The 23,563-nt window shown below is 60.1% G+C and carries 25 protein-coding genes; 10 read left to right on the plus strand and 15 right to left on the minus strand.

The genetic code is table 11. The annotated features are described in order from the left end of the window. Both FH08_RS0143530 and FH08_RS0143535 read left to right on the plus strand, forming a co-directional pair. Positions 1 to 1,150 (plus strand): ATP-binding protein (locus FH08_RS0143530; protein ID WP_035568792.1); only part of this gene is annotated, 1,150 nt, incomplete at its 5' end. 192 nt (positions 1,151 to 1,342) lie between these two features. Next, positions 1,343 to 2,524 carry a hypothetical protein gene (locus FH08_RS0143535; protein ID WP_031364384.1) on the plus strand — a complete coding sequence of 394 codons (1,182 nt, stop codon included), beginning with the start codon at positions 1,343 to 1,345 and terminating at the stop codon, positions 2,522 to 2,524. Positions 2,525 to 2,590: 66 nt separating this feature from the next. Here FH08_RS0143535 and FH08_RS0143540 read toward each other — a convergent pair whose 3' ends face one another. Further along, the gene (locus tag FH08_RS0143540; protein ID WP_031364385.1) at positions 2,591 to 3,145 is read right to left on the minus strand and encodes an NADPH-dependent FMN reductase; all 555 of its coding nucleotides are present in this window, start codon (positions 3,143 to 3,145) and stop codon (positions 2,591 to 2,593) included. A gap of 822 nt (positions 3,146 to 3,967) precedes the next feature. Here FH08_RS0143540 and FH08_RS0143550 point away from each other — a divergent pair. Continuing rightward, positions 3,968 to 4,255 carry a DUF4148 domain-containing protein gene (locus FH08_RS0143550; protein WP_063771275.1) on the plus strand — a complete coding sequence of 96 codons (288 nt, stop codon included), beginning with the start codon at positions 3,968 to 3,970 and terminating at the stop codon, positions 4,253 to 4,255. 105 nt (positions 4,256 to 4,360) lie between these two features. Here FH08_RS0143550 and FH08_RS0143555 read toward each other — a convergent pair whose 3' ends face one another. The 4 genes from FH08_RS0143555 to FH08_RS49045 all read right to left on the minus strand — a co-directional run bounded on the left by FH08_RS0143555 (position 4,361) and on the right by FH08_RS49045 (position 7,036). Next, positions 4,361 to 5,695 carry a type II toxin-antitoxin system HipA family toxin gene (locus FH08_RS0143555; RefSeq protein ID WP_035568795.1) on the minus strand — a complete coding sequence of 445 codons (1,335 nt, stop codon included), beginning with the start codon at positions 5,693 to 5,695 and terminating at the stop codon, positions 4,361 to 4,363. After that, positions 5,692 to 6,024, minus strand: coding sequence for a helix-turn-helix transcriptional regulator (locus FH08_RS0143560; protein WP_035568807.1), 333 nt, complete (start codon positions 6,022 to 6,024; stop codon positions 5,692 to 5,694). The genes FH08_RS0143555 and FH08_RS0143560 overlap by 4 nt, the downstream gene beginning before the upstream one ends. Before the next feature lie 273 nt (positions 6,025 to 6,297). After that, complete coding sequence (locus tag FH08_RS53115; protein ID WP_200878876.1) at positions 6,298 to 6,483, minus strand: hypothetical protein; 186 nt, start codon at positions 6,481 to 6,483, stop codon at positions 6,298 to 6,300. 43 nt (positions 6,484 to 6,526) lie between these two features. Next, positions 6,527 to 7,036: an AEC family transporter gene (locus FH08_RS49045; RefSeq protein WP_200878877.1), complete on the minus strand. Its 510-nt coding sequence runs from the start codon at positions 7,034 to 7,036 to the stop codon at positions 6,527 to 6,529. 583 nt (positions 7,037 to 7,619) lie between these two features. Here FH08_RS49045 and FH08_RS0143570 point away from each other — a divergent pair. Next, positions 7,620 to 8,186, plus strand: coding sequence for a lipocalin family protein (locus FH08_RS0143570; protein ID WP_031364389.1), 567 nt, complete (start codon positions 7,620 to 7,622; stop codon positions 8,184 to 8,186). 79 nt (positions 8,187 to 8,265) lie between these two features. Here the strand turns inward: FH08_RS0143570 and FH08_RS0143575 are convergent, their stop codons facing one another. From FH08_RS0143575 to FH08_RS0143585, 3 genes are all read right to left on the minus strand, one after another. Beyond that, a complete protein-coding gene (locus tag FH08_RS0143575) occupies positions 8,266 to 8,559 on the minus strand; it encodes an H-NS family nucleoid-associated regulatory protein (protein WP_031364390.1) in 294 nt (97 codons plus the stop codon). Positions 8,560 to 8,639: 80 nt separating this feature from the next. Further along, positions 8,640 to 9,863, minus strand: coding sequence for a serine hydrolase domain-containing protein (locus FH08_RS0143580; protein WP_031364391.1), 1,224 nt, complete (start codon positions 9,861 to 9,863; stop codon positions 8,640 to 8,642). A gap of 138 nt (positions 9,864 to 10,001) precedes the next feature. Then, on the minus strand, positions 10,002 to 10,220 hold the full coding sequence (locus FH08_RS0143585; protein ID WP_031364392.1) for a hypothetical protein: 219 nt from the start codon (positions 10,218 to 10,220) through the stop codon (positions 10,002 to 10,004). Positions 10,221 to 10,653: 433 nt separating this feature from the next. On the opposite strand from FH08_RS0143585, the gene FH08_RS0143590 reads away from it, so the two are divergent. Beyond that, complete coding sequence (locus FH08_RS0143590; RefSeq protein ID WP_160172560.1) at positions 10,654 to 11,571, plus strand: helix-turn-helix transcriptional regulator; 918 nt, start codon at positions 10,654 to 10,656, stop codon at positions 11,569 to 11,571. A gap of 27 nt (positions 11,572 to 11,598) precedes the next feature. On the opposite strand, the gene FH08_RS0143595 is transcribed toward FH08_RS0143590, so the two are convergent. The 3 genes from FH08_RS0143595 to FH08_RS0143605 form a co-directional block, all read right to left on the minus strand. Beyond that, positions 11,599 to 11,865, minus strand: coding sequence for a hypothetical protein (locus FH08_RS0143595; protein ID WP_419178056.1), 267 nt, complete (start codon positions 11,863 to 11,865; stop codon positions 11,599 to 11,601). A gap of 121 nt (positions 11,866 to 11,986) precedes the next feature. Next, positions 11,987 to 12,235: a DUF2164 domain-containing protein gene (locus FH08_RS0143600; RefSeq protein ID WP_031364395.1), complete on the minus strand. Its 249-nt coding sequence runs from the start codon at positions 12,233 to 12,235 to the stop codon at positions 11,987 to 11,989. A gap of 17 nt (positions 12,236 to 12,252) precedes the next feature. Next, positions 12,253 to 13,698, minus strand: a complete 1,446-nt coding sequence (locus FH08_RS0143605) for a sigma-54 interaction domain-containing protein (RefSeq protein ID WP_031364396.1) — start codon at positions 13,696 to 13,698, stop codon at positions 12,253 to 12,255. A 288-nt stretch (positions 13,699 to 13,986) separates the two neighbouring features. On the opposite strand from FH08_RS0143605, the gene FH08_RS0143610 reads away from it, so the two are divergent. The 3 genes from FH08_RS0143610 to FH08_RS0143620 all read left to right on the plus strand — a co-directional run bounded on the left by FH08_RS0143610 (position 13,987) and on the right by FH08_RS0143620 (position 16,628). After that, positions 13,987 to 15,387: a GntP family permease gene (locus FH08_RS0143610; protein WP_031364397.1), complete on the plus strand. Its 1,401-nt coding sequence runs from the start codon at positions 13,987 to 13,989 to the stop codon at positions 15,385 to 15,387. Positions 15,388 to 15,517: 130 nt separating this feature from the next. Next, positions 15,518 to 16,318, plus strand: coding sequence for a 3-hydroxybutyrate dehydrogenase (locus FH08_RS0143615; RefSeq protein WP_031364398.1), 801 nt, complete (start codon positions 15,518 to 15,520; stop codon positions 16,316 to 16,318). Positions 16,319 to 16,394: 76 nt separating this feature from the next. Then, complete coding sequence (locus tag FH08_RS0143620; RefSeq protein WP_031364399.1) at positions 16,395 to 16,628, plus strand: hypothetical protein; 234 nt, start codon at positions 16,395 to 16,397, stop codon at positions 16,626 to 16,628. Positions 16,629 to 16,708: 80 nt separating this feature from the next. Here FH08_RS0143620 and FH08_RS0143625 read toward each other — a convergent pair whose 3' ends face one another. Both FH08_RS0143625 and FH08_RS49860 read right to left on the minus strand, forming a co-directional pair. After that, the gene (locus FH08_RS0143625; RefSeq protein ID WP_051888981.1) at positions 16,709 to 18,727 is read right to left on the minus strand and encodes an AI-2E family transporter; all 2,019 of its coding nucleotides are present in this window, start codon (positions 18,725 to 18,727) and stop codon (positions 16,709 to 16,711) included. 315 nt (positions 18,728 to 19,042) lie between these two features. After that, on the minus strand, positions 19,043 to 21,538 hold the full coding sequence (locus FH08_RS49860) for a PAS domain-containing protein (protein ID WP_160172561.1): 2,496 nt from the start codon (positions 21,536 to 21,538) through the stop codon (positions 19,043 to 19,045). A gap of 249 nt (positions 21,539 to 21,787) precedes the next feature. Here FH08_RS49860 and FH08_RS0143635 point away from each other — a divergent pair, with 249 nt between their 5' ends. After that, positions 21,788 to 21,970: a DUF1289 domain-containing protein gene (locus tag FH08_RS0143635; RefSeq protein WP_031364402.1), complete on the plus strand. Its 183-nt coding sequence runs from the start codon at positions 21,788 to 21,790 to the stop codon at positions 21,968 to 21,970. A 142-nt stretch (positions 21,971 to 22,112) separates the two neighbouring features. After that, positions 22,113 to 22,448 carry a hypothetical protein gene (locus tag FH08_RS0143640; RefSeq protein ID WP_031364403.1) on the plus strand — a complete coding sequence of 112 codons (336 nt, stop codon included), beginning with the start codon at positions 22,113 to 22,115 and terminating at the stop codon, positions 22,446 to 22,448. Between the two features lie 50 nt (positions 22,449 to 22,498). Here FH08_RS0143640 and FH08_RS0143645 read toward each other — a convergent pair whose 3' ends face one another. After that, positions 22,499 to 22,849 carry a VOC family protein gene (locus FH08_RS0143645; RefSeq protein WP_031364404.1) on the minus strand — a complete coding sequence of 117 codons (351 nt, stop codon included), beginning with the start codon at positions 22,847 to 22,849 and terminating at the stop codon, positions 22,499 to 22,501. 22 nt (positions 22,850 to 22,871) lie between these two features. Then, entirely contained in the window at positions 22,872 to 23,384 is a 513-nt protein-coding gene (locus FH08_RS0143650; RefSeq protein ID WP_031364405.1) for a hypothetical protein, read from the minus strand. Positions 23,385 to 23,563: the final 179 nt, after the last annotated feature.

Below are 23,563 nucleotides of genomic sequence, written 5' to 3' on the forward strand. Positions count from 1 at the left end.
GGTCGGCAGCGTCGCACATGATTTCAACAACCTGCTGATGATCCTCTCAACCAACGTCCAGATTGCCCGGCGACGCGGCGCGACCGGGCTGGATCGCGAGTTGTCGGCCATGGAACGTGCGCTAAAAAGCGGCCAGTCGCTGACGCGCCAGTTGCTGGGCGTCGCCCGCAAGCAGCCGTTGCGCAATGAGACCATCGCGATCGGCAAGTGGCTGCCGGCCTGCCGCGAACTGCTGAAGGCGTCGCTGGGCGCAAAGCTGGCGCTGAATCTGGAAACGAGTAACGACGTGTGGCCGGTTCGCGTCGATGCAGCCGAACTCGAGCTTGCGCTGATCAACGTGGCCGTGAACGCGCGTGACGCCATGCCGAGCGGCGGCACGTTCTCGGTACGCGCCGACAACGTGCGCTTTCGGCACGAGGACGGTTTTCCGATCATCGGCGAATTCGTGCAATTGACACTGGAGGACACGGGCGCGGGCATGGGTCCGGAGGTCCTCGGCCGCGCGTTCGAACCGCTGTTCACCACCAAGTCCAAAGGCATGGGCACCGGGCTGGGCCTGCCGCAAGTGTTCGCGTTCTGCGAGCGCGCGGGCGGCGTGGCGACCATCGACAGCGCGCTCGGCGCAGGCACATCGGTCAGGCTCTATCTGCCGCGCGCGAGCGCTGTCGTGGCGGAATCCCCTGCCGCAAATCACGACACAGCCGCGGCCGGCGAATCGCACGGGCTGCGCGTGCTGCTGGTGGAAGATAACGAAGAAGTTGCGGCAGGCACCGAAGCGTTGTTGTCGATGATGAATCACCACGTCACGCATATCTTCAACGCGGACGGCGCGATCGCCGCGCTGGAGGCGGCCCGTCGCGACATCGCCAATGGCGGTGCGTTGCCATTCGACGTCGTGCTCTCCGATATCCACATGCCGGGCAAATTGAACGGCATCGACCTGGCCGAGATCCTGCAAAGCTGGACGCCGCGTATGCCGGTGATCCTGGTGACGGGTTATGCGGAAGAATTGGACCGGGCGCGTCAAGTCGATGCGCGCGTATTGTCCAAACCGTTTGATATCGCCCTGCTCGATTCGCTTCTGCAAGCCATTCGCGAAAACCTGAACGCGCACGCCGTCAATCGCGAACACGGCGAAGCGCCGCATTGAACCGGGCGCCTTTTCCACATGGTTTGTAAAAATATCCGCTCGCCGATGGGCATCGGGCGGGATCGCCTTGGGCCGTGGACGGCGTCGCCGCGCGTACGCGTGCGACCCGGCACGCGAGTTGCGAGCTTGAAGTGGGAATGCGGCGAATCCGTCTGACGCGTCGCAACAATCCAGGCCACCCAGGAGGCAGCCATGCGTCACACAGTTATTGGTATCTTCGATACCTACGACCAAGCCGAAGTGGCGCGTAGCGCACTTGTTGCGTCGGGTTTTGCTCGTTCCGACATCGAACTCCAGGCCGCGCCCGAACCTTCCTCGCCCGGTGACCCGGCGCTTGCGCCCGGCGCCAGCCAGCCGCCCGAAACCGGCGGCGTGCTCGCGAATATCGAACGCTTCTTTTCGATGCTGTTCGGTGGCCGCGATCAACCGCCCGAAGTGGCGCATTACTCCGAAGCGGTGCGGCGCGGGGCGGTGCTGGTGGCCGTCGATACAGCCACCGAAGCACGCGCCGACACCGCGCGCCAGACACTCGCTGAACAGGGTGCAATCGATATAGACGAACGCGCGGCCAGCTGGGGCACGCTGAATCACTCACGCTCGGCAAACCCGGTAGCGGCCGATGCTGACCAACGCGATCACTCGCTGCTTGACGAACTCGGTCTTGGCTCGGGCAGCGCCGTGCCGGGACGTGCGCCGGTCAATCCGCCGGCAGATCCGCTTGACCCCGTTCGCGCCGATGCCATCCGGGCGCGCGCTTATCCGCATGCGGACCGAGACGATCCGGCTGTGCTGCCGCTCGACCCGATCAGTCCGGTCGGCCGCGATGTATCTGCCGGCAGCAGCGATCCGACGACCAGCGACGCGGTCTGGCGGAACGCGCAAGCAACAGCACTGCGTGCAGCGGGCGCGGAAGATCCATTGACCGGAACCACTCCCGCGCAGGGTTGGCGCGCTGTCGATCCGCTCGATGAAACCGAAACGTCGGCTCGTGTGGGTGCTGCCGGTTCCATGGGCGCACCGGTTCCCGGTACGTTGAGCCAAACCAGCGATTCGGCGCTAGGCACACATGCAGGCACGCGAAGCACGATGCCGGACGAATATATGGAGTACGAAGACGAGTTCCGCACGGACTACGAGTCGAAGTACGCGGCGTCGGGCACGAGTTACGAAGAGTATGAGGAAGCGTATCGATACGGCGCCTCAGCCGCCGGCGACGAGCGTTATCACCGCCGCAACTGGGACGACACCATGGAAACCGAATTACGCCACGACTGGGAAGGCCGCAGTTCTGGCGGCCATGACACGTGGGAGCGCTTCAAGCTCGCGGTGCGGCATGGCTGGGAGCGTGTGACGGGGCATCAACATCACCTGTAGCCCTTCTTAGTTCTCGTTGTTGAAACGCCAACGGCCCGCTTTAGCGGGCCGTTGGCGTTTTGCAGCCTAAACCGTCGCAAGGCGCTGAACCCACGCGACGTATTTATCGACGAAATTTTGCAGGAACTTGCGCGTATCTTCGCTCACGATCGTGCCGCTGGCATCAATGCGGTTTATATCGTGCTTGACGAACCTCTCCGGCTGACCCATGAGCGGCACATCGAGATAAGCGAGCACATTTCGCAGATGCGCCTGCGCGAGCGCCGTGCCGGTCGCGCCCGGCGACGTGCCCAGCACCGCGCCCGGCTTGTTGCCCCACACGCTGTGACCCCACGGCCGCGACCCCCAGTCCAGCGCATTCTTCAGTACGCCGGGAATCGAGCGGTTGTATTCCGGCGTCACGAATAGCAAGCCATTCGCCGCCTCTATCTTTTGCTTGAAGGTTCGCGCAACTTCGGGAAAGTCGCCGTCGTAATCCTGGCTATAAAGCGGCAAGCCGGCGATATCCAGGAACTCGAATGAAAAATCCGGCGGCGCAAGCGACACAACCGCATGCGCAAGCTGCTTGTTGAACGACTCTCGGCGAATGCTGCCGACAACAACCGCAATCTTGTAGGTCATGGCTTGTCCCGGTGACGAATGAAGCGGAGCAATGAACTGCACCGCGAAATATGCCGTGTAGCAGCCGACGCATCATAGGCGCTCGACCGGGATGAAAGCTATCCGAAATGGGGTGGATTGACGCGCTGACCGGCATCTGGCGGTGCACGTTTCTGGTCGCTTCCTGCTTCGAGATGAGCGTTTCGATGAATACCGGGCGACAGGCCCGCTGCAAGCCATTTTCGAGATGATTTCCACAAAGTTGTCCACAGAAACTGTGGACAACTTTGTGGATGTTTAATAATTAGCACTAAACCGCCCTAAGCTTGGCGGAATAGGCCTAGGTGTGTGGCGAAGAGCGGCAAGAGCGCGGTTATCGCCAGCGGCGGGTCAGAAGTTATTGACCGAAAAACACGTTGCATTGAGACGGCGGGCCTTGGCACGTCGATGACTGTGAATTGGCGTTGGCGGCAGCAGCGTTGGCGGCGCCTGCCGCAGCGAACAAAGCAACAGCGGCGAAGAGGGAAAGCATGCGTTTCATGAGACACCTCGGTGAGTTGGCAACGATCGGACCGGATCGGTGAACCGAGAATATCGATGAAGCAAACACAGGAAAATACCGGTGTAAGGAATTGATCCTTACCGGAAACGTAATGATGGCGGTGCTGAGCGGACGGCCAAGGGGAACATTCACTTTCGTGCGGCTGAAAGAAACGTCACATTCATGCACGATCCACAACAATATGTTTTCTCAATCGACATTGGTCTCCGATAGCGACGTGAATAGACTGCTTCACATCGATGGCGTAGGACGCGCCGTCTCCAAACAGTCAAGGGTTCATCATGAAACGCGCGCTTATCGGAAGTTTGTTCGTCGCCGTGCTGGTCTCATCGGCACCCGTCTTTGCACAATCCACTGACGCCGTTCAGCAAAGCGCTTACGCGCCGAGAACGCGGGCCGAGGTGAAGGCCGAACTGATCGCCGCGCAAAAGAGCGGTGAACTCGACGCGATCCACACGGAAAGTTATCCCCAGTTGTTGCCGTATCAAACCGCGCGCTTTGAACGTGTCACATCGGGTACGGATACGACCGTGACGCAAGCGAACGGCACGGGCGTGAACACGCAATAAGCGCGGGATGGAGCAACGCGGCGGATTGCATTGCTGATGCGGCGTTATCTGTGGAAACTGGCTCAGAGTGCAGGCGGTCGACCGCGGGCGGAAAGGTGTACGCGTCTAACGTGTCTTGTGTGAGAAAGGCCCATCGGGGCTCGCATAGGGATTAGTTTCCTTCCGGCGTTCCGGCCCGTTCGAGTCTGAGAATCCCGCCTGGTCGCGCAAGGGCGTAGGCGAAGGTGAACTTTTGCCGGGTTTGGCATCAGGCCTGATGTCGTCAAGACCTTGCGCCCACTCGTCGAGCATTCGTTTGGCCACATCCTGAAAGCCCGGGAAACGATCAGCACACTCTCGTACAAGGGGCAGGACACCCTGCACTGCCGCAGTAACGCGCTCCACGCTATCCGTCATGTCGGCCGTAGTCAGGCCCAGCCACGCGCCGCCGTACCGTACAAGCGCTTTACCCGACGCCCATACGCGCTTGCCGTACAGAGGCAGCGCCGGCAAATTCGTCCTGTAGCGCGGATAGACCGTTACCGTGACGATGTCATAGACGGGTGCCAGGCGAACGTCCTTTGCGCTCGTGTACGTCACAGCGAAATTCTTCAGGTGTGCGTCCGCATTTCTCAGCGCAATGTTCAAGAGGTGCAGCGTAAAGAGCTTGCGGGCGCTGTCCTTGACGTTGTCGCCAGGGCTGAATTCCTGTGTCAGTTTAGCCAGGTCTTCGAGGGTCCCCTTGCGATACTTCTCGAGAGGATCCAACCCCTTCAACGCGCAATAGTCTTCGACAGCCAGCCACTTCCCGTCTTTCGTGCGGTCGAATCGGCCGATAGCGAGGACCTGACCGTCATCCGAGAGCCTCGTTTCCGGAACCTCCAGTCCAGCTTGGCGCGCGACCTCAAGGCAAAGGTATTCGTTGACGGATAGCCAAGGAATATCGTCGAAACCCGTCTTCAGGATGAATTCTTCCGTCCAGACGGTTGCCTTCTCGCCGGGCTTGGACAGCGCCTTCGGCATGACTCCCGAGATGCCCTGCGCGACTCCCTCATCCATAAGCTGCAGGAGGTTCTCGCGCGAGTCAGTGGATGCGAGCAGATCCGACATCTTCACATTGCCTCCGGCCGCTCCGGGCAAGGTGCCGCGCGGCACGACCTGAACCCGCCCAATACTGTTTGCCCCCGTCAGTGCAAGCAGACCCATATCGGTCACATCCGCATGGGGACCCAGCGTTTCGCGGATGCGGTCTTTCTTGTAGCCCTCAGGCAGGTTCATCTGAAAAAACGGGTGAAGTCCTTTTTTCCAGACATAGGACTCGGCGCGAACCGGCATCAGCAGCGAAACGAGGCTCTCCGCGGAGACGTCAGGCAGGTAGGTGAACACGCCACTGCCCGCCTCTTCCGTCAGGGTGCCAACGAGCTTCGAATCAACGTAGACGTCAAGGACGGGGCCGTTCATTTGGAAGCCTTGCCGGTACCGGTTTTTATGAGGCGCTGGCTCGCGCCGAGCCGGACCCGCTTCCTCGAGATGGAGGCACGATCTTCGTCCGGCTCGTTCAGTACGTCATCAAGCGTCCGCCGATGCCCAGCCGGCCGCACGAATGTCTCAAGTCCAACCGCATTGAACAGGCTCAGCATCTTGACTGCGCCCAACTCGGCCAACGCACCCGTCTCAAAAAGGCTGATGCGTGCACGCTGAACGCCGCTGCGCTGCGCGACGTCCTCCTGAGTCAAATTCGCCTCGATTCTGGCCCGTTTAAAGGCTTCGCCCAACTCGGCAAGGTTCACGTTCAATATACCTTACATTAACCACAATTTCCGTCTTAATGTATTCTATACGAAATATTATCGCCATGCAGGTTAATGTTCAATATAAAAAACGTAAAGTGCAGATTGGTAGTTTGTGTTCTTTATATTGAACATAATGGCGCAACCCGGGGCACTCGGATAGCCTCTTCGGGCTGATCGAAGACCGTTGCAACAGCATTTCCCGCCGATGGAATGCCCATATGCTTCCCATCGCAACAGAGCCGGATCTTTCGATACGCGCAATCACGTCAATCACCTCAACGCGGCAAGGCACGCCGTAACCGTGACAAGCGAGATGACCGTGGAAAACAGAATGGTGCTGGACGTCACCGCCGCTTCCCGCTTATAAAATTCCGCCAGCATGAACGGCCCCGTCCCCGTGGGTAACGCGCTGAGTATGACGGCAGTCTTCGCCCACAACGCCGGCAGCGCGAACACGTGAAACGCCAGCCACCACGTGAGCAACGGTTACGCAACGAGCTTAGCCAAGACCAGCATCGTGGTGGTTTTCACCGCGCCGCCTTCCGACTTCTCGCCAAGGAAACAGCCCGAGCGCAACGAGTGCGCACGGACTTGCCGCTGCGCCCCGCAACTTGAGAAACGTGTCAGCACTGCCCGAGAGTGTGAGTCCCGTGCCGCTGCATAACCAGCCCGCGAACGGAGCAAACAACAACGGATTGGTGACCAGCGACCTGACCACTTTGCCCATCGTGGCGACCCGCTTCTTCTCCCTCTGCAGACCCAGTTCGACCAACACAATCGCCACGGCGAACAGCACGCACACCGTCATGATCGTTGCAATCACCGCGGGCGCGAGACTCGCATGACCGAACGCAAGCATGCATAACGGCAAGCCGATAAAACCCGCATTTGGATACGCGGCGTTGAGACCGTCGAGGCTGGCATCGGCGAGATCACGCGACTGCTTCAATCGAATCAGCACCGTCAGCAAAGAAGAGCCAAGAGCATAGCGGCCGAATCCGCTTGCCACAGAGTGAACTTCATAAAGGTGAGCGATTTCGGGAGCTGCGCGAGGTGAGTTGCATGACCTCTCAAAAACTCACGCTTGAGGCAATTTGCAAGTATCGCTAACTAGATCGAAAAGGTAACCAGGCCTCAGCAAGTGCTTGAGGTATACGGCTGTGAGCCTTTATCTATAAGGCTTTCACGACTTTCGTTCTTCATCGCTTTGAGATCGTCATTGAGATCTTACGGGTGATACGCGACACAAACTCGATGCTCCGCTCGCGTGAGCGTGAAGTGAGAGACGGGTGAGCGACGCTATAGGTGAGGTTATCCGGGAGGGTGATCCTGCGATGTTGAGAAAGCACATGAAGAGCGTTGAACAAGTCTCGCGGCGTGCTGCGTGCGTCAGGTTAAAGCGTTCTCTATCAACGAGTTGCGGCCTGTTGTTAAAACAGTTGATACGGGTGAAGGTGAGCTTTAAGTCCCTGCTGCCCGGGCTTTCCGATGACTTGATCACGCTATAGGTGAGGCTATGCGGGACTCGATGCAACGGAACGAAGCTTGCTCATACAAGCGACGCGTACCGCTTAAACACAACGAGGACCATCATGAAATTCAAACGTTCCGTCACCATCGGCACGACGGCTTTGCTGGTGATCGGCGGACTGGGCCTGCTGGCTGCATGCACAATGGCCGGCAGCAACAAGAGCGGTAACGCGCATGTGCCCGAGCCTGCGAAGCCGGTCGATCTCGATCGTTACCTGGGGCATTGGTACGAATTTGCGCGCTATGAAAACCGCTTCGAACGCGGCTGCGAAGCAGTCACGGCGAACTATGCGAAGCGCGATGACGGGCTTGTATCGATCATCAATTCAAGCCGGAACGGTGGAGTGAACGGAGCATCCAGGTCGGCCGGAGGAAAGGCGAAGATCGTGCCGGATTCGAACAACGCCAAGCTCAAGGTATCGTTCTTCGGACCGTTCTACGTGGGCGATTACTGGATACTCGATCACGCCGATGACTACACATGGTCCATCGTCGGCGAACCGAGCGGCAAGTACCTGTGGATCCTGACGCGTGAAGCGAAACCATCGGCGGAGCAACGCACGGCGTTGGTCAATCGCGCACGCGCGCTCGGCTACGACGTGACATTGCTGCGGGAGACACTGCATTGAAGGCATCGCGCGTGGACCTTTGGGAAGCTCATGCTGCAAGCTCATGCGCGAGATGCTCAAGTCCCAATCAAGTCCCCAATCAAGCGCCAATCAGGAAACGTTCCTTGTTGCGCCCAGCCAGCCACGCTGGAGGACGTCCACGTCCGCTCCATGTTTCGCCGGTCTTTGGATTGCGGTACTTCGGCGGCAGCGGCGCCTTCGTGGCCGGCCTGCCGCGCCTCGCAGAAAAGCCCAGCTCTTCGGCAGTCAGGTCGTAATCGACAATCTTTTGCTTGATATCCTCGATCACAACCGCGATTTCGTTCTGCTGTGCAATCGCAACTTCCTTATGCAGTTTTTCGAGTTGTGCGGTCAGTTGCTTGTAGGTGGCCATAAGCTTTTCTCTGGGTTCGGCATGCGCCCGAATTGGACATGGCGTGATAACGCCAGTCATCGGTTCTTACTCGTCACTGCTTAGTCGTCGATGGCGTCATACAGATGGCGCTCGAACACGGCTGCCATCGGGAAGGGTTCCATGCTGCGTCGCTGGATCAGCATGATGCCGATCATGTTTTCAACCGGATCGGCGAACCAGCTCGTGCCGTACGCACCGGGCCAGCCGAACGAACCGGCAGAACGATAACCGAGCGTGCGTTGTTGCGCTGGATCGTCCACGATGGCCAAGCCCAATCCAAACCCTTGGCCCGCCCACAGAATCTGACCGAACGCGGGAATGCGGCGCTGATCACGCGACAGGAAATTCGTGCGCATGAGATCGACCGACTGATGCGACAGCAGACGCGGACCGCGCGCGCGTTCATCGGCGTCACCTTGCAGACGGCCGCGGCCGAGCAGCAGGCGCGCGAAACGCAGATAGTCGTCGGCAGTGGAAACAAGGCCGCCTCCACCATTTTGAAAACGCGCCGGGTTGGCAAAGCGGCTCGATACCGGATGATCTTCCACCACGCGTTGTCGCGTGGCAGGATCAATGGCATAAGCCACCGACAAGCGTCCGAGTTTTTCCGGGGGCACCACGAAGCTTGTGTCAGCCATTGCGAGTGGCTCGAAGATACGCGTACGGAAGAACGCATCAAGCGACATGCCGCTGATGCGCTGGATCAGCGCGCCGAGGACATCGGTGGAGATGCCGTAGTGCCAGCGCGTGCCGGGCTGGAACATCAGGGGTAGTTCGGCCACGCGGTTCAGCCATGCCCCTGGATCAACCGATGCCTCGACGCCGTTGAAAACGCTGCCGTAGGCGTCGGCTAGCGCGCCGAACGCGGTGAAGTTATACGCAAATCCGCCACGATGCGTCAGCAGATCGAGCAAGGTGATGGGTGCGCGAGCGGGTTCCGTACTGTCGAGCGGCGCGGTGGGGTCGGTGAGCACTTTGGGATTGGCCAGCTCGGGCAACCAGCGCGTAATCGGATGATCGAGCGCAATGCGGCCTTCTTCCACCAGCATCAACGCAGCGACGCTGGTCACAGGTTTCGTCATGGAAGCAATGCGAAACAGCGTGTCACTCGTCATGGGCGTGAGGGCGTCGCTGTCGCTGTGACCCAGCGTATCGACTCGGGCTATTTCGCCGTTCCGCCAGACCAGGGTGACGCAACCGGCAACGTCGCCGGTCTCGACGAACTGCTGCATCGCGGTACGCGTGCGCTGGAGGCGCGTGGTGCTGAATCCTGCGTCGGACATTCAATCCCTCTATATACGCATATTCTCAGCACATCATTTAAGCACGCCAGCAATTGGACTCCAAGGGAAGATTTACCTCGGGTTGTAACTCGGTGACACAAAAACGGGAAATTAAACCAGTAAATCCTTACACATTCTTTAAACCAGCGAGTAATTCAATCCGATGCTGGCCTCAAGTTGTTCGAGCCGGTCTTTGATTCGCAGCATGCGCGATCGCTGCGCGGGTACAAGCGCATTCAATGCGACCAAATCAATCCTTTTACGCCAGTAAGACAAGGGGATACGGTCATCGGCGGAAATTCTTCCGATTACCCGCTCCAGATGGAGAATATCCGTTTCGATTTGCCGATGATTCATTCACTACTCCAAGGTAGATGTTATTTTTACTTTTATGAAACGAATGTAAGGCAACACACGGAACAGATAACCGTTTCCGGTGTCACAAACTAGATGCTCTGAGTTAGCACAATGCGCGGCCCGCGCCGCCGGAAGAAGGCAGCACAAGCTCTGGAAGGGATTCCTATAGAATATCGGAGTGTGCGGGGTGTTGTATATTCCGCAAATGCGGAACAGTAAAAATGCAATAAGCCGGCGTTCGGGATCGGCAAATTATCCGCATAACAGGAGAAAATGGATGCTTCTTGAAAGCGACCCATACGATCAGGCTGTGAACGTTATATATGAAACGCTTACGCACCCTCGCGCGTGGCATGCCGTATGCGCTGCGATCGCGGGCTTGATTGGCGCCCGCGCAGTCTGGATAACCGTCAGCAATAAGCAGCTTGCTAATATGAATTCCGAAAGTTTCGGAAATCGAGAAAATACAAATTATTACAAGACTCCGGGTAATCAGGCTGCGGAAACGCCTAAAAATCCAATTGAATCGTTTGCGCGCTTCGAATCGGATCAGAAAGGTGCTGATTCCGCGAACATAAAGGCATCGGCACATGTTTCAAGCCGGCATATTCTCGATACCCGCGAATTGCTGATCACGCTGGCCTGCGAGTTTGTATCGGAAAGCGGGCCTCTTATTCCGTCGGAGCCGTGCTGGCTTGATCGCCTGATGCCGCATCTTTCACGCGCTGCACAACTTCAGGACGTGCGTTATTTCGCGACGCCCGAGCTTTTCGCCCGTGTTCCATTTCTAAACGAATGGCGCCAGCCGGCCATGCTCGTCGCGCTGAATGGGGCGGTGCTCCGCCTTAACGACGCAACCAGGCAGATGCTGGGACGAACCAGGTTGGTTCAGGTCATCGACGGCAAGCTTGAATTGCAAGGCGCGGTGCAGCGCCGGATTCTGGACGAATGTCTCGCGGCGGCAGACGTGACGCCGGCTTATCGAATGCTTCGGTTGACGGAAGAGCACCATGGTGAGCCCGCGGTTCAAGGCGCGCTATACGTGTTTTATCACCCGGTCGCAGTGAGCCGCGGGCACGCAGCGCTGCTCACGTTTTATCACCCGGATTCACCGCCTATTGTGGATCCGGATCTGCTCGCGAGCGCGTTCGACCTGACGCCGGCGGAATGCCGCGTGGCCTGTCATATAGCGGAAGGGCGCACGCCCAAGGAAATAGCCAGCCAGACCGGCGTGCAGCACGACACGGTGCGCAAACAGTTGCAGGCGATCTATCAAAAGACGGCAACGAATCGCCAGGTCGACCTGATTCGCCTGCTGCTCAACCTGCCCGCGCACCCGGCGCTGAATTAGAGCGTTGGTTTGCGCGAAGGCCTGGCGTTACTTCGCCTTACACGCGATCAACAGGCTGTTCTGGCCGTTGTCGCTGCTTTGATCGAGGACGTCGTAACTGCCTGCGCACAACGCACGGGCATTTTCCTGGCAGTTACTCCAGCCGCCGTTGGCCGGGCACTGGATCATGCTGGTCGGACGGCCATCGGATGAAAAGAGCGGCGGCGCGCTACTGCACGCGGACAACATCAACGCCGCAGCCGCAGGCGGCAACAGCGCCAGAAAACGCGATGCTCGTACGCTGGAAATCTTCATCCGGAACCCCTTTTAACGCTGTTTTTATTGATCCCACAAGTATGCCATGCGGAGCTTTCGGCTTGCCTCCCTGGCCGTACGGATCGTGCGCTAGAGCAGGACCTTCTTTGGTGCGTTCGCGCTACTTTTGAAGCCCCCAGATGTCGCTGTCGATCATCTCGACGCGGGCGTCGATCTTCGCTTTTACATCGGCGAGCGCCTGGTTGTAGAAATGCGCGCCGATGAGCTTCGATAACTCGTCAAGCCATTCCTTCGCCTCGAACTGCCCAAGCCGGGTGTCGAAGCGCTCTTGCGCCAGGCGCTGCAACTGGTCGATGGCAAGCGCCTCGAGCTCGCGGGACAACACCGTCTTGTTCGTGTCTTTGCTCATGTTTGTTTGCTCATGGTTCAAACGTCTATGCCCAGTGCGACGATCTTCTTGTACATCGTCGCCCGGCCAATGCCAATCCGCTGCGCCGCCTCTGCCACGCGGCCGCCGCTTGCGCGCAGGGCCTCTGAGAGGAAACGCTTTTCGAAACCCGCCATGGCTTCGGTGTAGGACGTCGTATCGGTTTGCTCCGCTGCGCCCGCGGGTTCCGGCGATGCCCCCGCGCTCGCTGCACCCCTGAAGGCGCCGAGCGCACGGGCATCAATATGCTCACTGTCCGACAACATCACCGCGCGCTCCAGCACGTTGCGTAACTCGCGCACGTTGCCCGGCCACGAATACCCGCAGAGCAGGCGCAACGCGTCGTCATGAAGCACGAACTGGCCGGCGTGACGCGGGCGGGCATCGGCGGAAAGCTCCTCGAGCATGGCGTACACCAGCGCTTCAATATCCCCCGCCCGCTCGCGCAACGGCGGCGCGTGAATGGACAACACGTTCAGCCGATAAAACAAGTCCGCGCGAAACCGGCCGCTGGCGACCAGCGCCGGCAAATCCGCCGATGTCGCCGCGATGATCCGGACATCGGTGCGCACGATCCGGTTCGATCCCAGCGGCTCGAACTCCTTCTCTTGCAACACGCGCAGCAACTTGCCCTGCAGCACGAGCGGCATATCGCCGATTTCATCGAGGAAGAGCGTGCCGCCATCGGCCAGTTCGAACTTGCCTACACGGCCTTTGCGATCCGCGCCCGTGTACGCGCCCGCCGCCGCACCGAAAAACTCCACTTCCAGCAAGGTGTCCGGAATCGCCGCGACGTTCACGCTCACGAGCGGCCGCGCGGCGCGCGTGGATGCGCCGTGAATCGCGTGCGCCAGCAGCTCCTTGCCCGTACCCGTTTCGCCGGACAGGAGCACGGGCGAATCGACCTGCGCGGCGCGGCGCGCCTGGCGTTTGACATCGAGGCTCGCGGCGCTCGTCCCCACGAAACTCGCAAACGTGTACTTCGCGCGCCGTGCCTGCGCGAGCGATTGCCGTGTCGCGATCAGTTCCTGCTGCACGCGCGAGTAGTGCGAAAAGAGCGGCGTGAGCGCTTTCATTTCATCGAAGAGCGCGAAACCAATGGCCCCGACCGTCTGGCCGAAATCGTCCTTCAGCGGCAGGCGCGTAACGACCAGCGGCTCGCGATCCGTTTCCAGCAGATCTAGCAGGATCGGCTTGCCCGTTGTCACGACTTCGCGCATCAGGCTGTTCGGAATCACCGATTCGCAATCGCGGCCAATCGCCTCTTGCGGGTCGGAAAACCCGAAGCGCGCCGCGTAGCGTTTATTGATCCAGACGACCCGCGATTCTTTGTCTACGATAAATGTGCCTTCGCTGAAATTCTCGAAGGTCTTGAAAAGCGAATCCATCGCGCGACGCAAAACGTCGCTGTAATCGACGGGGACGTGCGTCCAGTCGTTATGCATCCGGTGTCTCGTGAAGTTTTCTCGATATCGAGACAGAATATCTCGAAACGTGGAAACACGGCAACAATGCTGTGAAACATTGTGTGACCGGCCGTTCGGGTGAATCTGGCGACACGGCGTTGTCTCGATTGGTAGACATTATTCCACGCGCTCGGGGCTCACTGGAGCCGCACCTCCTTGCTGGGCAACGCTTCGTGGTCTTTGGCATGAATGCTGCATAGAGGGCGCACCCATTTCCGGACGGCTATTGCTACTGCGCCCGGGCACACAACAACTAACGGAGACTTAATGTCGTTCATCATCGTCCTCGGCGCCCTGGCGTTCCTCATGCTCGCCGCGTATCGCGGATACAGCGTGATCCTGGTGGCGCCGCTCGCCGCGCTCGCCGCCGTCCTGCTCACCGAACCCGCCGCCGTCGCGCCGGTGTTCTCCGGCATCTTCATGGAAAAGATGGTCGGCTTCGTGAAGCTCTACTTCCCCGTGTTCCTGCTCGGCGCCGTATTCGGCAAAGTGGTGGAGTTGTCGGGATTCTCCGAATCAATCGTGGCCGCCGCCATTCGATATATCGGCAAGACGCGCGTCAATGCGGTGATTGTCGCGGTGTGCGCGTTGCTCACCTATGGCGGCGTGTCGCTGTTCGTGGTCGTATTCGCGGTCTATCCGTTCGCGGCCGAAATGTATCGGCAAAGCAATATCCCGAAGCGGCTGATGCCCGGCGCCATCGCGCTTGGTGCGTTCTCCTTCACCATGGATTCGCTGCCGGGTACGCCGCAGATTCAGAACATTATCCCCACCACCTTCTTCAAGACCACCGGTTGGGCCGCGCCGTGGCTTGGCACGATTGGTTCGCTGTTTATCGTCGTGGTCGGGTTGAGTTTCCTGGAGTGGCGCCGCCGTTCAGTCATGGCGACTGGTGAAGGCTACGGCACGTCGCTCGTGAACGAACCGGAGCGCGTGGAAAGCACGCATTTGCCGAATCCGTTGCTCGCGGTTGCACCGCTGATTCTGGTGGGCGTTGCGAACTTCGCGCTGACCAAGCTGATCCCGGTCTGGTACGGCGACAGCTATTCGGTGGCCCCTAACGTGTTGCCGGGCGTTCACGCGCCGGTGGTCACAGCGATCAAATCGGTTGTCGCGATCTGGGCCGTGGAGGGTGCGCTGCTGCTCGGCATCCTGCTGGTTGTATTGACGGCATTCGGACGCGTGCGCGAACGATTTGCGGTAGGAACGAAAGCGGCGGTTGGCGGGGCGTTGCTCGCCTCGCTGAACACCGCGTCCGAGTACGGGTTTGGCGGCGTGATCGCGGCGTTGCCGGGGTTTATCGTGGTCAGCGATGCGCTCAAGAGCATCCCGAATCCGCTCGTGAACGCGGCTGTTTCAGTGAGTTCGCTGGCAGGCATCACGGGCTCGGCGTCGGGCGGCATGAGCATCGCGCTGGCGGCCATGTCGGATACGTTCATCAAAGGCGCGCAGGCGGCGCACATTCCGCTGGAAGTGCTGCATCGCGTGGTCGCAATGGCCAGTGGCGGCATGGACACGCTGCCGCATAACGGCGCGGTGATCACGTTGCTGGCCGTGACCGGGTTGACGCACCGCGAGTCGTATCGGGACATCTTCGCCGTGACGATCATCAAGACGCTGGCCGTGTTCTTTGTGATCGCGGTGTATTACACGACCGGGCTGGTTTAAGGCTTTTGATTTTGCCTTTGCATCGGCGGCGCACGTTGATTCCCGCCGATGCAAACCAGCATCGCTCATCCGCATCTGGCAAACTTGGCCGCTGCCGCCTCCCCATTGCTCTCCCACAGGACTTCCTCTCATGACCTCATCCGCAGCAGCACCGCTCGCCGGCAAAACCGCGCTCGTCACCGGATCGACGAGCGGCATCGGACTTGGAATCGCTACCGCCCTGGCGCAAGCCGGCGCGAATCTCGTGTTGAACGGCTTCGGCGACGCTGCTGTCATCCAGGGCGCCATCGCGCAGATCGAACAGCATGGCGTGAAGGCCGTGCATCACGGCGCGGATATGTCGAAGTCCGCTGAGATTGAAGCCATGTTCGCTTTCGCCACCGAGCAATTCGGCACCGTCGATGTGCTCGTGAACAACGCCGGCATCCAGCACGTTGCGACGATCGATACCTTCCCCGTCGACAAGTGGGACGCGATTATCGCCATCAACCTGAGCTCGGCGTTTCATACCATGCGCGTGGCGTTGCCGAAGATGCGCGACAGCGGCTGGGGCCGCGTGATCAACGTGGCTTCCGCGCATGGGCTGGTGGGCTCGGTGGGAAAATCGGCTTACGTGGCGGCCAAGCATGGCATTGTCGGCCTGACGAAAGTGGCTGCACTCGAAAACGCGCGCACGGGCGTGACGGTCAACGCAATCTGCCCGGGATTCGTGCTGACGCCGTTGGTGCAAAAGCAGATCGACGATATTGCGACACGCGACAGCATTTCTCCGGACGCCGCGCGCTCGAAGTTGCTGGGAGAGAAACAGCCGTCGGAGCAATTCGTGACGCCGGAACAGATCGGCAAGCTGGCCGTGTTCCTGTGCTCGGAAGGCGCCGATGAAATGCGCGGTGCTGCGCTTCAGATCGATGGCGGGTGGACGTCGCAGTGAAGCTTACGATGCGCGAGAGCGCGTGCCTGACGTGGCAACCGTTGGTACTATCGGGGTTCGTAGAACGGAGACTCCGATGACGGCCGAACACAATCGAACAGAAGAAGCGCGGGCGATGGAGCGCATAGTCAATGCCACGCGGCAGGTACAGACCGCGTTCACGGCGTTGCAGGGCCACTTTCCGCCGGAAGGTGATGGCAGGCCGTCGCAGATGGCATTGCAGACTTTCGACGCCGCGCTCCAGGAGCTGGAGGAAGCGCAAGCCGCGTTCGACACCATGTTGAACGACCTGTTCGACGGCAACCGCTAAAACGGTTTGATGCAGGGTTTGATTCGTTCGCGCCAAGGGTAACCGGCCGGTGGCCGCCACCCACGGCGCGAGCGAAACTCTCAAGCCCCCCGCAACACCGGCACCACGGGCGCCTTCCCCTTGGCGCCCTCAGTCTCACCCGAAACAACCGCGTCCGGCGGATTCAGCCCCTCCCACGAGATACCGTCGGTGGACTGCCGCCGTGCCGCCGCCACACATGCTTCAACCAGTTCCTTGAACGACGTAGCCGCCGAGGTCTTGCGAATCACCTCCTCGCCTTCCAGCGTACTGTTCGGCAGCACCAATCCTACGATCAGGTCAGCTGTGGCCGTTCGCTGATGCAGACGCCGCAGCAAATTGCGCAAATACGGCGGCGATTCGGCGGCATCGAACGAAATCACGCAGATCAGCGACACCCCCGTCAAGTCGACCTCGTCGAAGCGCGTGCGCGAAAAGCGCTCATAGGGCGCCAGATCCGCGCCGAGGCCATGCTTGCGGAACAATTGCACCGCGATAGCCGCCCCCAGGTCATCAAGCACACCACGCCCGGCGATGCACAGCACAGACGCCGTATGGCCTTCGCGGGCGGCGTCGAAGTGAGACGGCGGCGCTTCGTGCACGATGCCGGCTTCACGATCGGACATCTCGAGACTGGCCGGCGGGTCCTCTTCCTGCCTGACCGCCATCACCACGTCCTCTACTTCCTCGAGCCCTTCGACAATGTCCATCGCCGATTCGTTGATGCGTCTCAACTGGTCCGAGGTCACGACCCCGCGCAACACGTCGTTGTGCGCAATCCGCAACCCCTCAAGCGCCACTTCGTCGTAATACGCGCTAAGCGAACGCTCCTTGAGCAGCGACTCGGCCTGCACGAGCGCTTCATCGGGATCGTTGGCGAGCAGCCGCTGATAGAAATTCTCCGCCGGCGTCAGCGCTGGACGGTCGCCGAACAGTACGTCGAGGAATTCCAGCCGTTCGACATGCCGCCCGAGAATTACCAGGCACAAGGTCAGCGGCGTCGATAAAACCAGCCCGATCGGTCCCCAGATCCAGCTCCAGAAAATCGCCGCAACAATCACCGCGAACGGCGAAAGGCCCGTGCTGTGTCCATACAACAGCGGTTCGACCACCTGCCCCGCGACCACGTCGGTCACGCCGAACAGGACGATGGCCCAGATCATCATCGACCAGCCGGGTCCGACGGCCGCCGCGAACACCACGGCCAGCAACGCCGCGAGCCAGGTGCCCACGTACGGCACGAAGCGCAGCAAGCCGGTGAGCACGCCGAACAGCAACGCGCCGGGTACGCCGATGATCGCCAACCCAATCGATATGACGATGCCCACGCCCATGTTGATGCCAAGCTGCGCGAGGAAATAGCGGGACAACCGGCGGGCGGCCTCGTCCATGGCGGTAGTCGCGCGGTGCAGGTCGCGCGAGCCAAACAGCCGGATCAGCCGGTCGCGCAGGTCTTCCCGCTGCAGCAGGATGAAGATGGCGACTACAAGCACAATGCCGGTGGTTTCCAGCGGGCTGATCACCGGCGATAAAAACCGCTGCGCCAGCTCCACGGGCGACGGCGCCGGTTCGTGCACTTCAACCGGCATGGGGGCATCGATAGGCGAGGCCGCGGGGTTCTCTTCGTTCTTGCGAATCTCATCCTGGCGACTCGGCGACAGGCGCTTGAGCGCTGTCGCCGCTTGCCCCAGAAACGCATCGGCCCGGCCGATGGTTTTTTGCTGCACGGCGTCGATCTTGCGTTCCACCGCGACCTGATACTGCGGCAAGTCACCGGCGAGTTGCGCCACTTGGGCGCCGATCAGCGCGCCAACCGCGGTCAGCACCGACAACGCGACCAGCACCGCCACGATCACCGACGGCACCTGCCCGAACTTCAGCCGCCGCAACAAGTCCACGAACGGCGCGACCAGGAAGCTCAACAACACGGCGAGGATGATCGGAATCAGCACCGCGCGGCCGAAATACAACACGCAAATCACGACCACACCGGTAATTAACGATGTCAGCGCCCGCAAACCCGGTCCTTCGGGCGGCAAAACCGTGGTTGACGGCCGACGGGGCACGGGATCTGGATTCATGACATCGTTCTCATTCTTCGTTGATGACGGTATTAAGCGGCGTGTAAGGACATACAGGACAGCGTGGGACCAAAGGCAGCAGCGCACTCGCTAGTCCGGGCAGGATTGCGGTGCGGGCGCACGTTTTCCGATTCTGGAGTACCACGAGCCGGTGTCCGGCGGCCCGGGTGTCGAAGGAACGTCGACATATCTTGAGCAAGCGACATGCCATTTGCGCCAAAAGGTGAGTCAATACGGGAGCGCAAAGGTGAGTATTGACGGGAGCGCGGGCGATCCGCTGACCGCTCTTTCATCGCTCTTCCCCGCTCTTGACGGCTAGTCGTCCGTTACGCCCAGCGTGACCATCCTGCGAATCCTGCTCGCCATGGATTCCAGCGTAAACGGCTTGGTAATCATTTCCATACCGGTATCGAGGAAACCATTCGCGCGGGTCGCGGCTTCAGCATAACCCGTCATAAAAAGCACCCTCAACGTCGGCCGCGTCGCCCGCGCGGCGTCCGCCAGTTGCCGGCCGTTCAGCCCGGGAAGCCCGACGTCGGTCACTAGCAAGTCGATACGCGCATGCGAATTAAGGATGGTCAATCCCGACGGGCCATCGAAAGCTTCAAGCACCTGGTAATCCAGATCGCGCAGGATCTCGCACACGAGTTCACGCACGGACGCGTCGTCTTCCACCACCAGGATCGCGTGCCGCCCGGCTGCACGATGCGCGTCGTTGAGTTCGCCCGCGATTTCCTGCGTGCCCGGATCGCCTGAAAAACGCGGCAAATACAGCCGGATCGTCGTGCCGGCGTGGGGCGCGCTCTCGATAGTCGCGATCCCGCCCGACTGCTTCGCAAACCCATAAGCCATCGATAAACCCAGCCCCGTACCCTGACCCAGCGGCTTGGTCGTGTAGAACGGGTCGAAGGCGCGCGCCTTGACGTCGGCGGGCATGCCCGCGCCCGTATCCGACACCGACACCACCACGTAAGACCCCGGTGCCACATCGGGATGGCGCGCGGCAAAGTCGTGGCCGAGTTCCACGTTGCCGGTTTCAAGCGTCAGGCGGCCACCTTCCGGCATGGCGTCGCGCGCGTTGATCGCGAAATTCAGCAGCGCGTTTTCAAGCTGGTTCGCGTCGCAGCGCGTGAGCCAAAGGTGCGGGTTGCGCACCACGCGCGTCTCGATCGCTTCGCCCATCGTGCGCTTGAGCAGATCATCGATGGAATGCAATAGCTCGTCCGCGTTCACCGGCTTCGGGTCGAGCGGCTGACGCCGCGAAAACGCCAGCAACCGGTGCGTGAGCGAGGCCGCCCGGTTAGCCGCACCGGTGGCCATCGAAATGAACCGGTCGATGTCGTTTGTGCGGCCGAGCTGGGTGTATCGGCGGATCAGTTCGAGCGGCCCGGTGATGCCTTGCAGGAGATTGTTGAAATCGTGCGCAATCCCGCCCGTCAGTTGCCCGAGCGCCTCCATTTTCTGCGCCTGGCGCAGCGCTTCTTCGGTGAGTTGAAGCGCTCGCTGAGTTTCCTTTTCGCTGGTGACGTCGCGGCCGTTGCCGTAAAGCGTGTCGCCTTCCGGCGCGGCGACCCACGACACCCATCGATACGAGCCGTCCTTGTGACGGTTGCGATTCTCGAAGCGCACCAGCCCCGACCGGGCCGCCGACAGCAGCGCCGCTTCGGTGGCTTCCACGTCGTCGGGATGAACGATCTCCGCGAACGACTTGCCGATCAGCTCGTCCTCGCGGAAGCCGAGAACGTCGGTCCAGGCCGGATTGACGGCGCGCAACACGCCCGCGCTGCTCGCGACGATGAACAGGTCGCGCGAATTGCGCCAGATGCTGTTGCGCTCGCGAGTGCGGGCATCGACATCAGCCGCCAGCGAATTGTTCAGGCGCCGCAATTGCGACTCGCTGACACGCAGGCGTTCTTCAAAGCGCTTATGCCCGGTGATGTCGTACGTCACGCCGAGATAACGCAAGCCGCCCCCACTGCCTTCGATCGCTTCGCCACGGCGCGCCATCCAGCGCTCCTCGCCGTTGTCCGGGCGGCGGATGCGGTACTCCAGGTAATCGAGCGCACCGGCCGGCATGTCGAGATGGCCGGCGCGCACGCGGTCGCGGTCGTCGGGATGAACGAGTTCCAGCAGGTCGTCGAGATGGTATTCATGACGCGGCGTCAAACCCCATTGCCAGCACAATTCCTCTGACACGGCCAGGCGCCCGTTATGCGGAAATATCTCGAAGGTGCCAATTCCGCCCGCCTGCTGCGCGATGCGCAGACGCTCCTCGCTTTCGCGCAATGCCCGGTCGCTCGCATGGCGCTCGATGGCCAGCGCCGCGATGCTCGCCACTTGCGCGATGTCGTCCAGTTCCTCGCGCGACGGCGTTCTCGGTACCGAGTAATAGTTGGCGAAGGTGCCGAGCAGACGGCCGTCGGCCGCCTGGATAGGCATGGACCAGCAGGAGCGCAGGTCGTACTGCCGGGCAATATCGCGGAACGCGGCCCAAATCGGGTCCGTCTGGATATCTTCCACAATCACCGGCTCGCCGCGGAACGCCGCCGCCCCGCACGATCCCATGAGCGGCCCGAATTCGAGGCCGTCCACAATGCGGTTGTAATCATCAGGCAAACTCGGCGCGGCGCCGTGAATCAGGCGCTTCCCGGTGGCATCAACAAGCAGCACGGAGGCACGCAGCGGCTGCTCGGAGCGGTTTTCCACTCGATGAACCACGTGCTCCAGCACCTCGCGCAGCGGCATGCCTGCAACGACGCGTCCGAGCACGGCACGCTCGAATTCGAGCTGGCTTAGGGTGGAAAACAACACGGGTTTCTGCATGGTAGTCAAGCAACAGCCGGTATGTCGGGCACAGTGCGACGAGCGAAATGTTCCAAATGAATGTTGCAGATGAATGTTGCAGATACTAGCACCCGGTGTCGCGCGTCCACGGTTGCACTTTTATGCACAGCACGTGGCGCGCCTATTGTCCCCATCCAGATTATGTTTTAGGTCTACGGGCATGCATCGTGCGAGATTTGAAGGGTCGAAATAAAGCCTACGCGCAATGGATTTGTAATGGCCGTGGAATCGCCCTGTATCAACATCTGCAAATTCGATGGCACAACCGGGCTTTGCACTGGTTGCTTGCGAACCAAGGACGAATGCAAACAATGGAAGAAGCTGAAGAACAAAACCCGGACAAAAATTATCGACGATCGGCCCAAACGTGCGGCTAAGCTTAAGAAGGCGAACAAATGACGCGACGCGTGCATGCCGATGCAATCGCGATTGCTCGCCAGGCTTTTGACACTACAAAAACGCGTGCTTGAGTGACGTTGCTCGAGTGACGCGATAAGACGGCAAGGACACGAAAAACCCACCTCACTTTGGGAGTTCAGTCATGACCATCATCGTTAAGTCGAAACGCGTTTTATCGATATCCGCAGCCGTGCTCGTTACGTCGTTTGCTAATCAAGCGGTCTATGCGCAAACCACGAGCATGGGTTTGAGCCCCAACGACGACATGCGCGCACCGGCTAACAGCACGAAGTTGATGCCGAATGCGCCGCTAGGCAGCGAATATCCGACCCACGGCAACCAGCAAGCGGGCGAGATGAACCTGAATCCGACCGATCCGCGTGCGCAGTTGATCAACGGCTTGCCCAACAACACGCAAAGCGGTGGTTATGGCTCACCGCTGGCAGGCAACAAGTCCAATGTGCCGCAGGGGTACTAGGTATTACGGTTCGATGTTGCAGGCCGCGTTCCTTCGCTCGGGCTGCCAGCTCATGTATGTGCAAGAACATTGATGAGTTTGCCGAACGGATCGCGGACGTAGAAACGTCTTACGCCCCAAGGTTCATTGACGGGTCCGTATTCAATCGGGAAACCCGCATCTTTCATGCGATGGAAGGCAGCGTCCACGTCGTCCACTTCGATCGACAGGTCCGGCACCGGCGTGCCGGACCCGCCCTCCGAAGCCACGCTGACCTGGACGCTCATGGTCGTCTCCGAACCGAAGGTCTGGATCCAGCCCTGATCCATCAGCAGGTCCAGACCCAGTACGTCCTGATAGAACAGCCGGGCGTGGGCAACATCTTGCGTGCCTATGTTGGCGACTATTCGCTTGACCTTCATCTTCATCTCCTGGCTTTCGAGCTTACGGCGCCTTCGATGGATACGGTAAGGGCATCGCTGCGGGATCGGTGGTCATGTTGTCGATGACCTTGTCGACATCTGCCGTTTTCGCCAGCTCGGAGAGGAATTTACTTTTATCGAAATCGGGCGATACACAGCCTTGCACGTAGATAAACCTGCGCTGCAACATCAGCCATAACGATGATTGTTCGCGCCAATGCGTGGCGATATTGATCGTGCTGAGCCGACGTTGAACCGCTTCCGCTATCTCGGCATCGTAACGATACGCATTGGATAAACGGCACCGCCCCTCCACCCAGCAGCTATTACCACGCTCGATCCGGTAATGTGCTTCGTTCACCCATTCCTGTTCCGTCTCCAACGGGCCCAAAGGAATGGGGCACTCAGGGATAGCTTTGGAAATCTGGAAAAACGGATCGTTTCCGCGGTTACTGCGCAGGTCGTCGGCAAGCGCCGGCTGGCTCACTATCGATACCAGCGAACACCAGGCGAAGAGTTGAATAAGCGATCGCATTTTCTTGTACTCACGCGGTTCATGAGCGGCTGTCCTGAGGTTACCTTAGGGCTTGGCGAAGCCTGCCTTAGGCGTCGAATATAACCGATCGGATCAGCCCATCGGGCCGCGCTCTTTAATGCAGAGCTACGCAGCCTGCGATTGCGTCAACGCATCGAGGACTGCAACGCCCATCGTTG

The sequence above is a fragment of the Caballeronia sordidicola genome, from assembly GCF_000729995.1.
GTDB lineage: Bacteria > Pseudomonadota > Gammaproteobacteria > Burkholderiales > Burkholderiaceae > Caballeronia > Caballeronia sordidicola_A.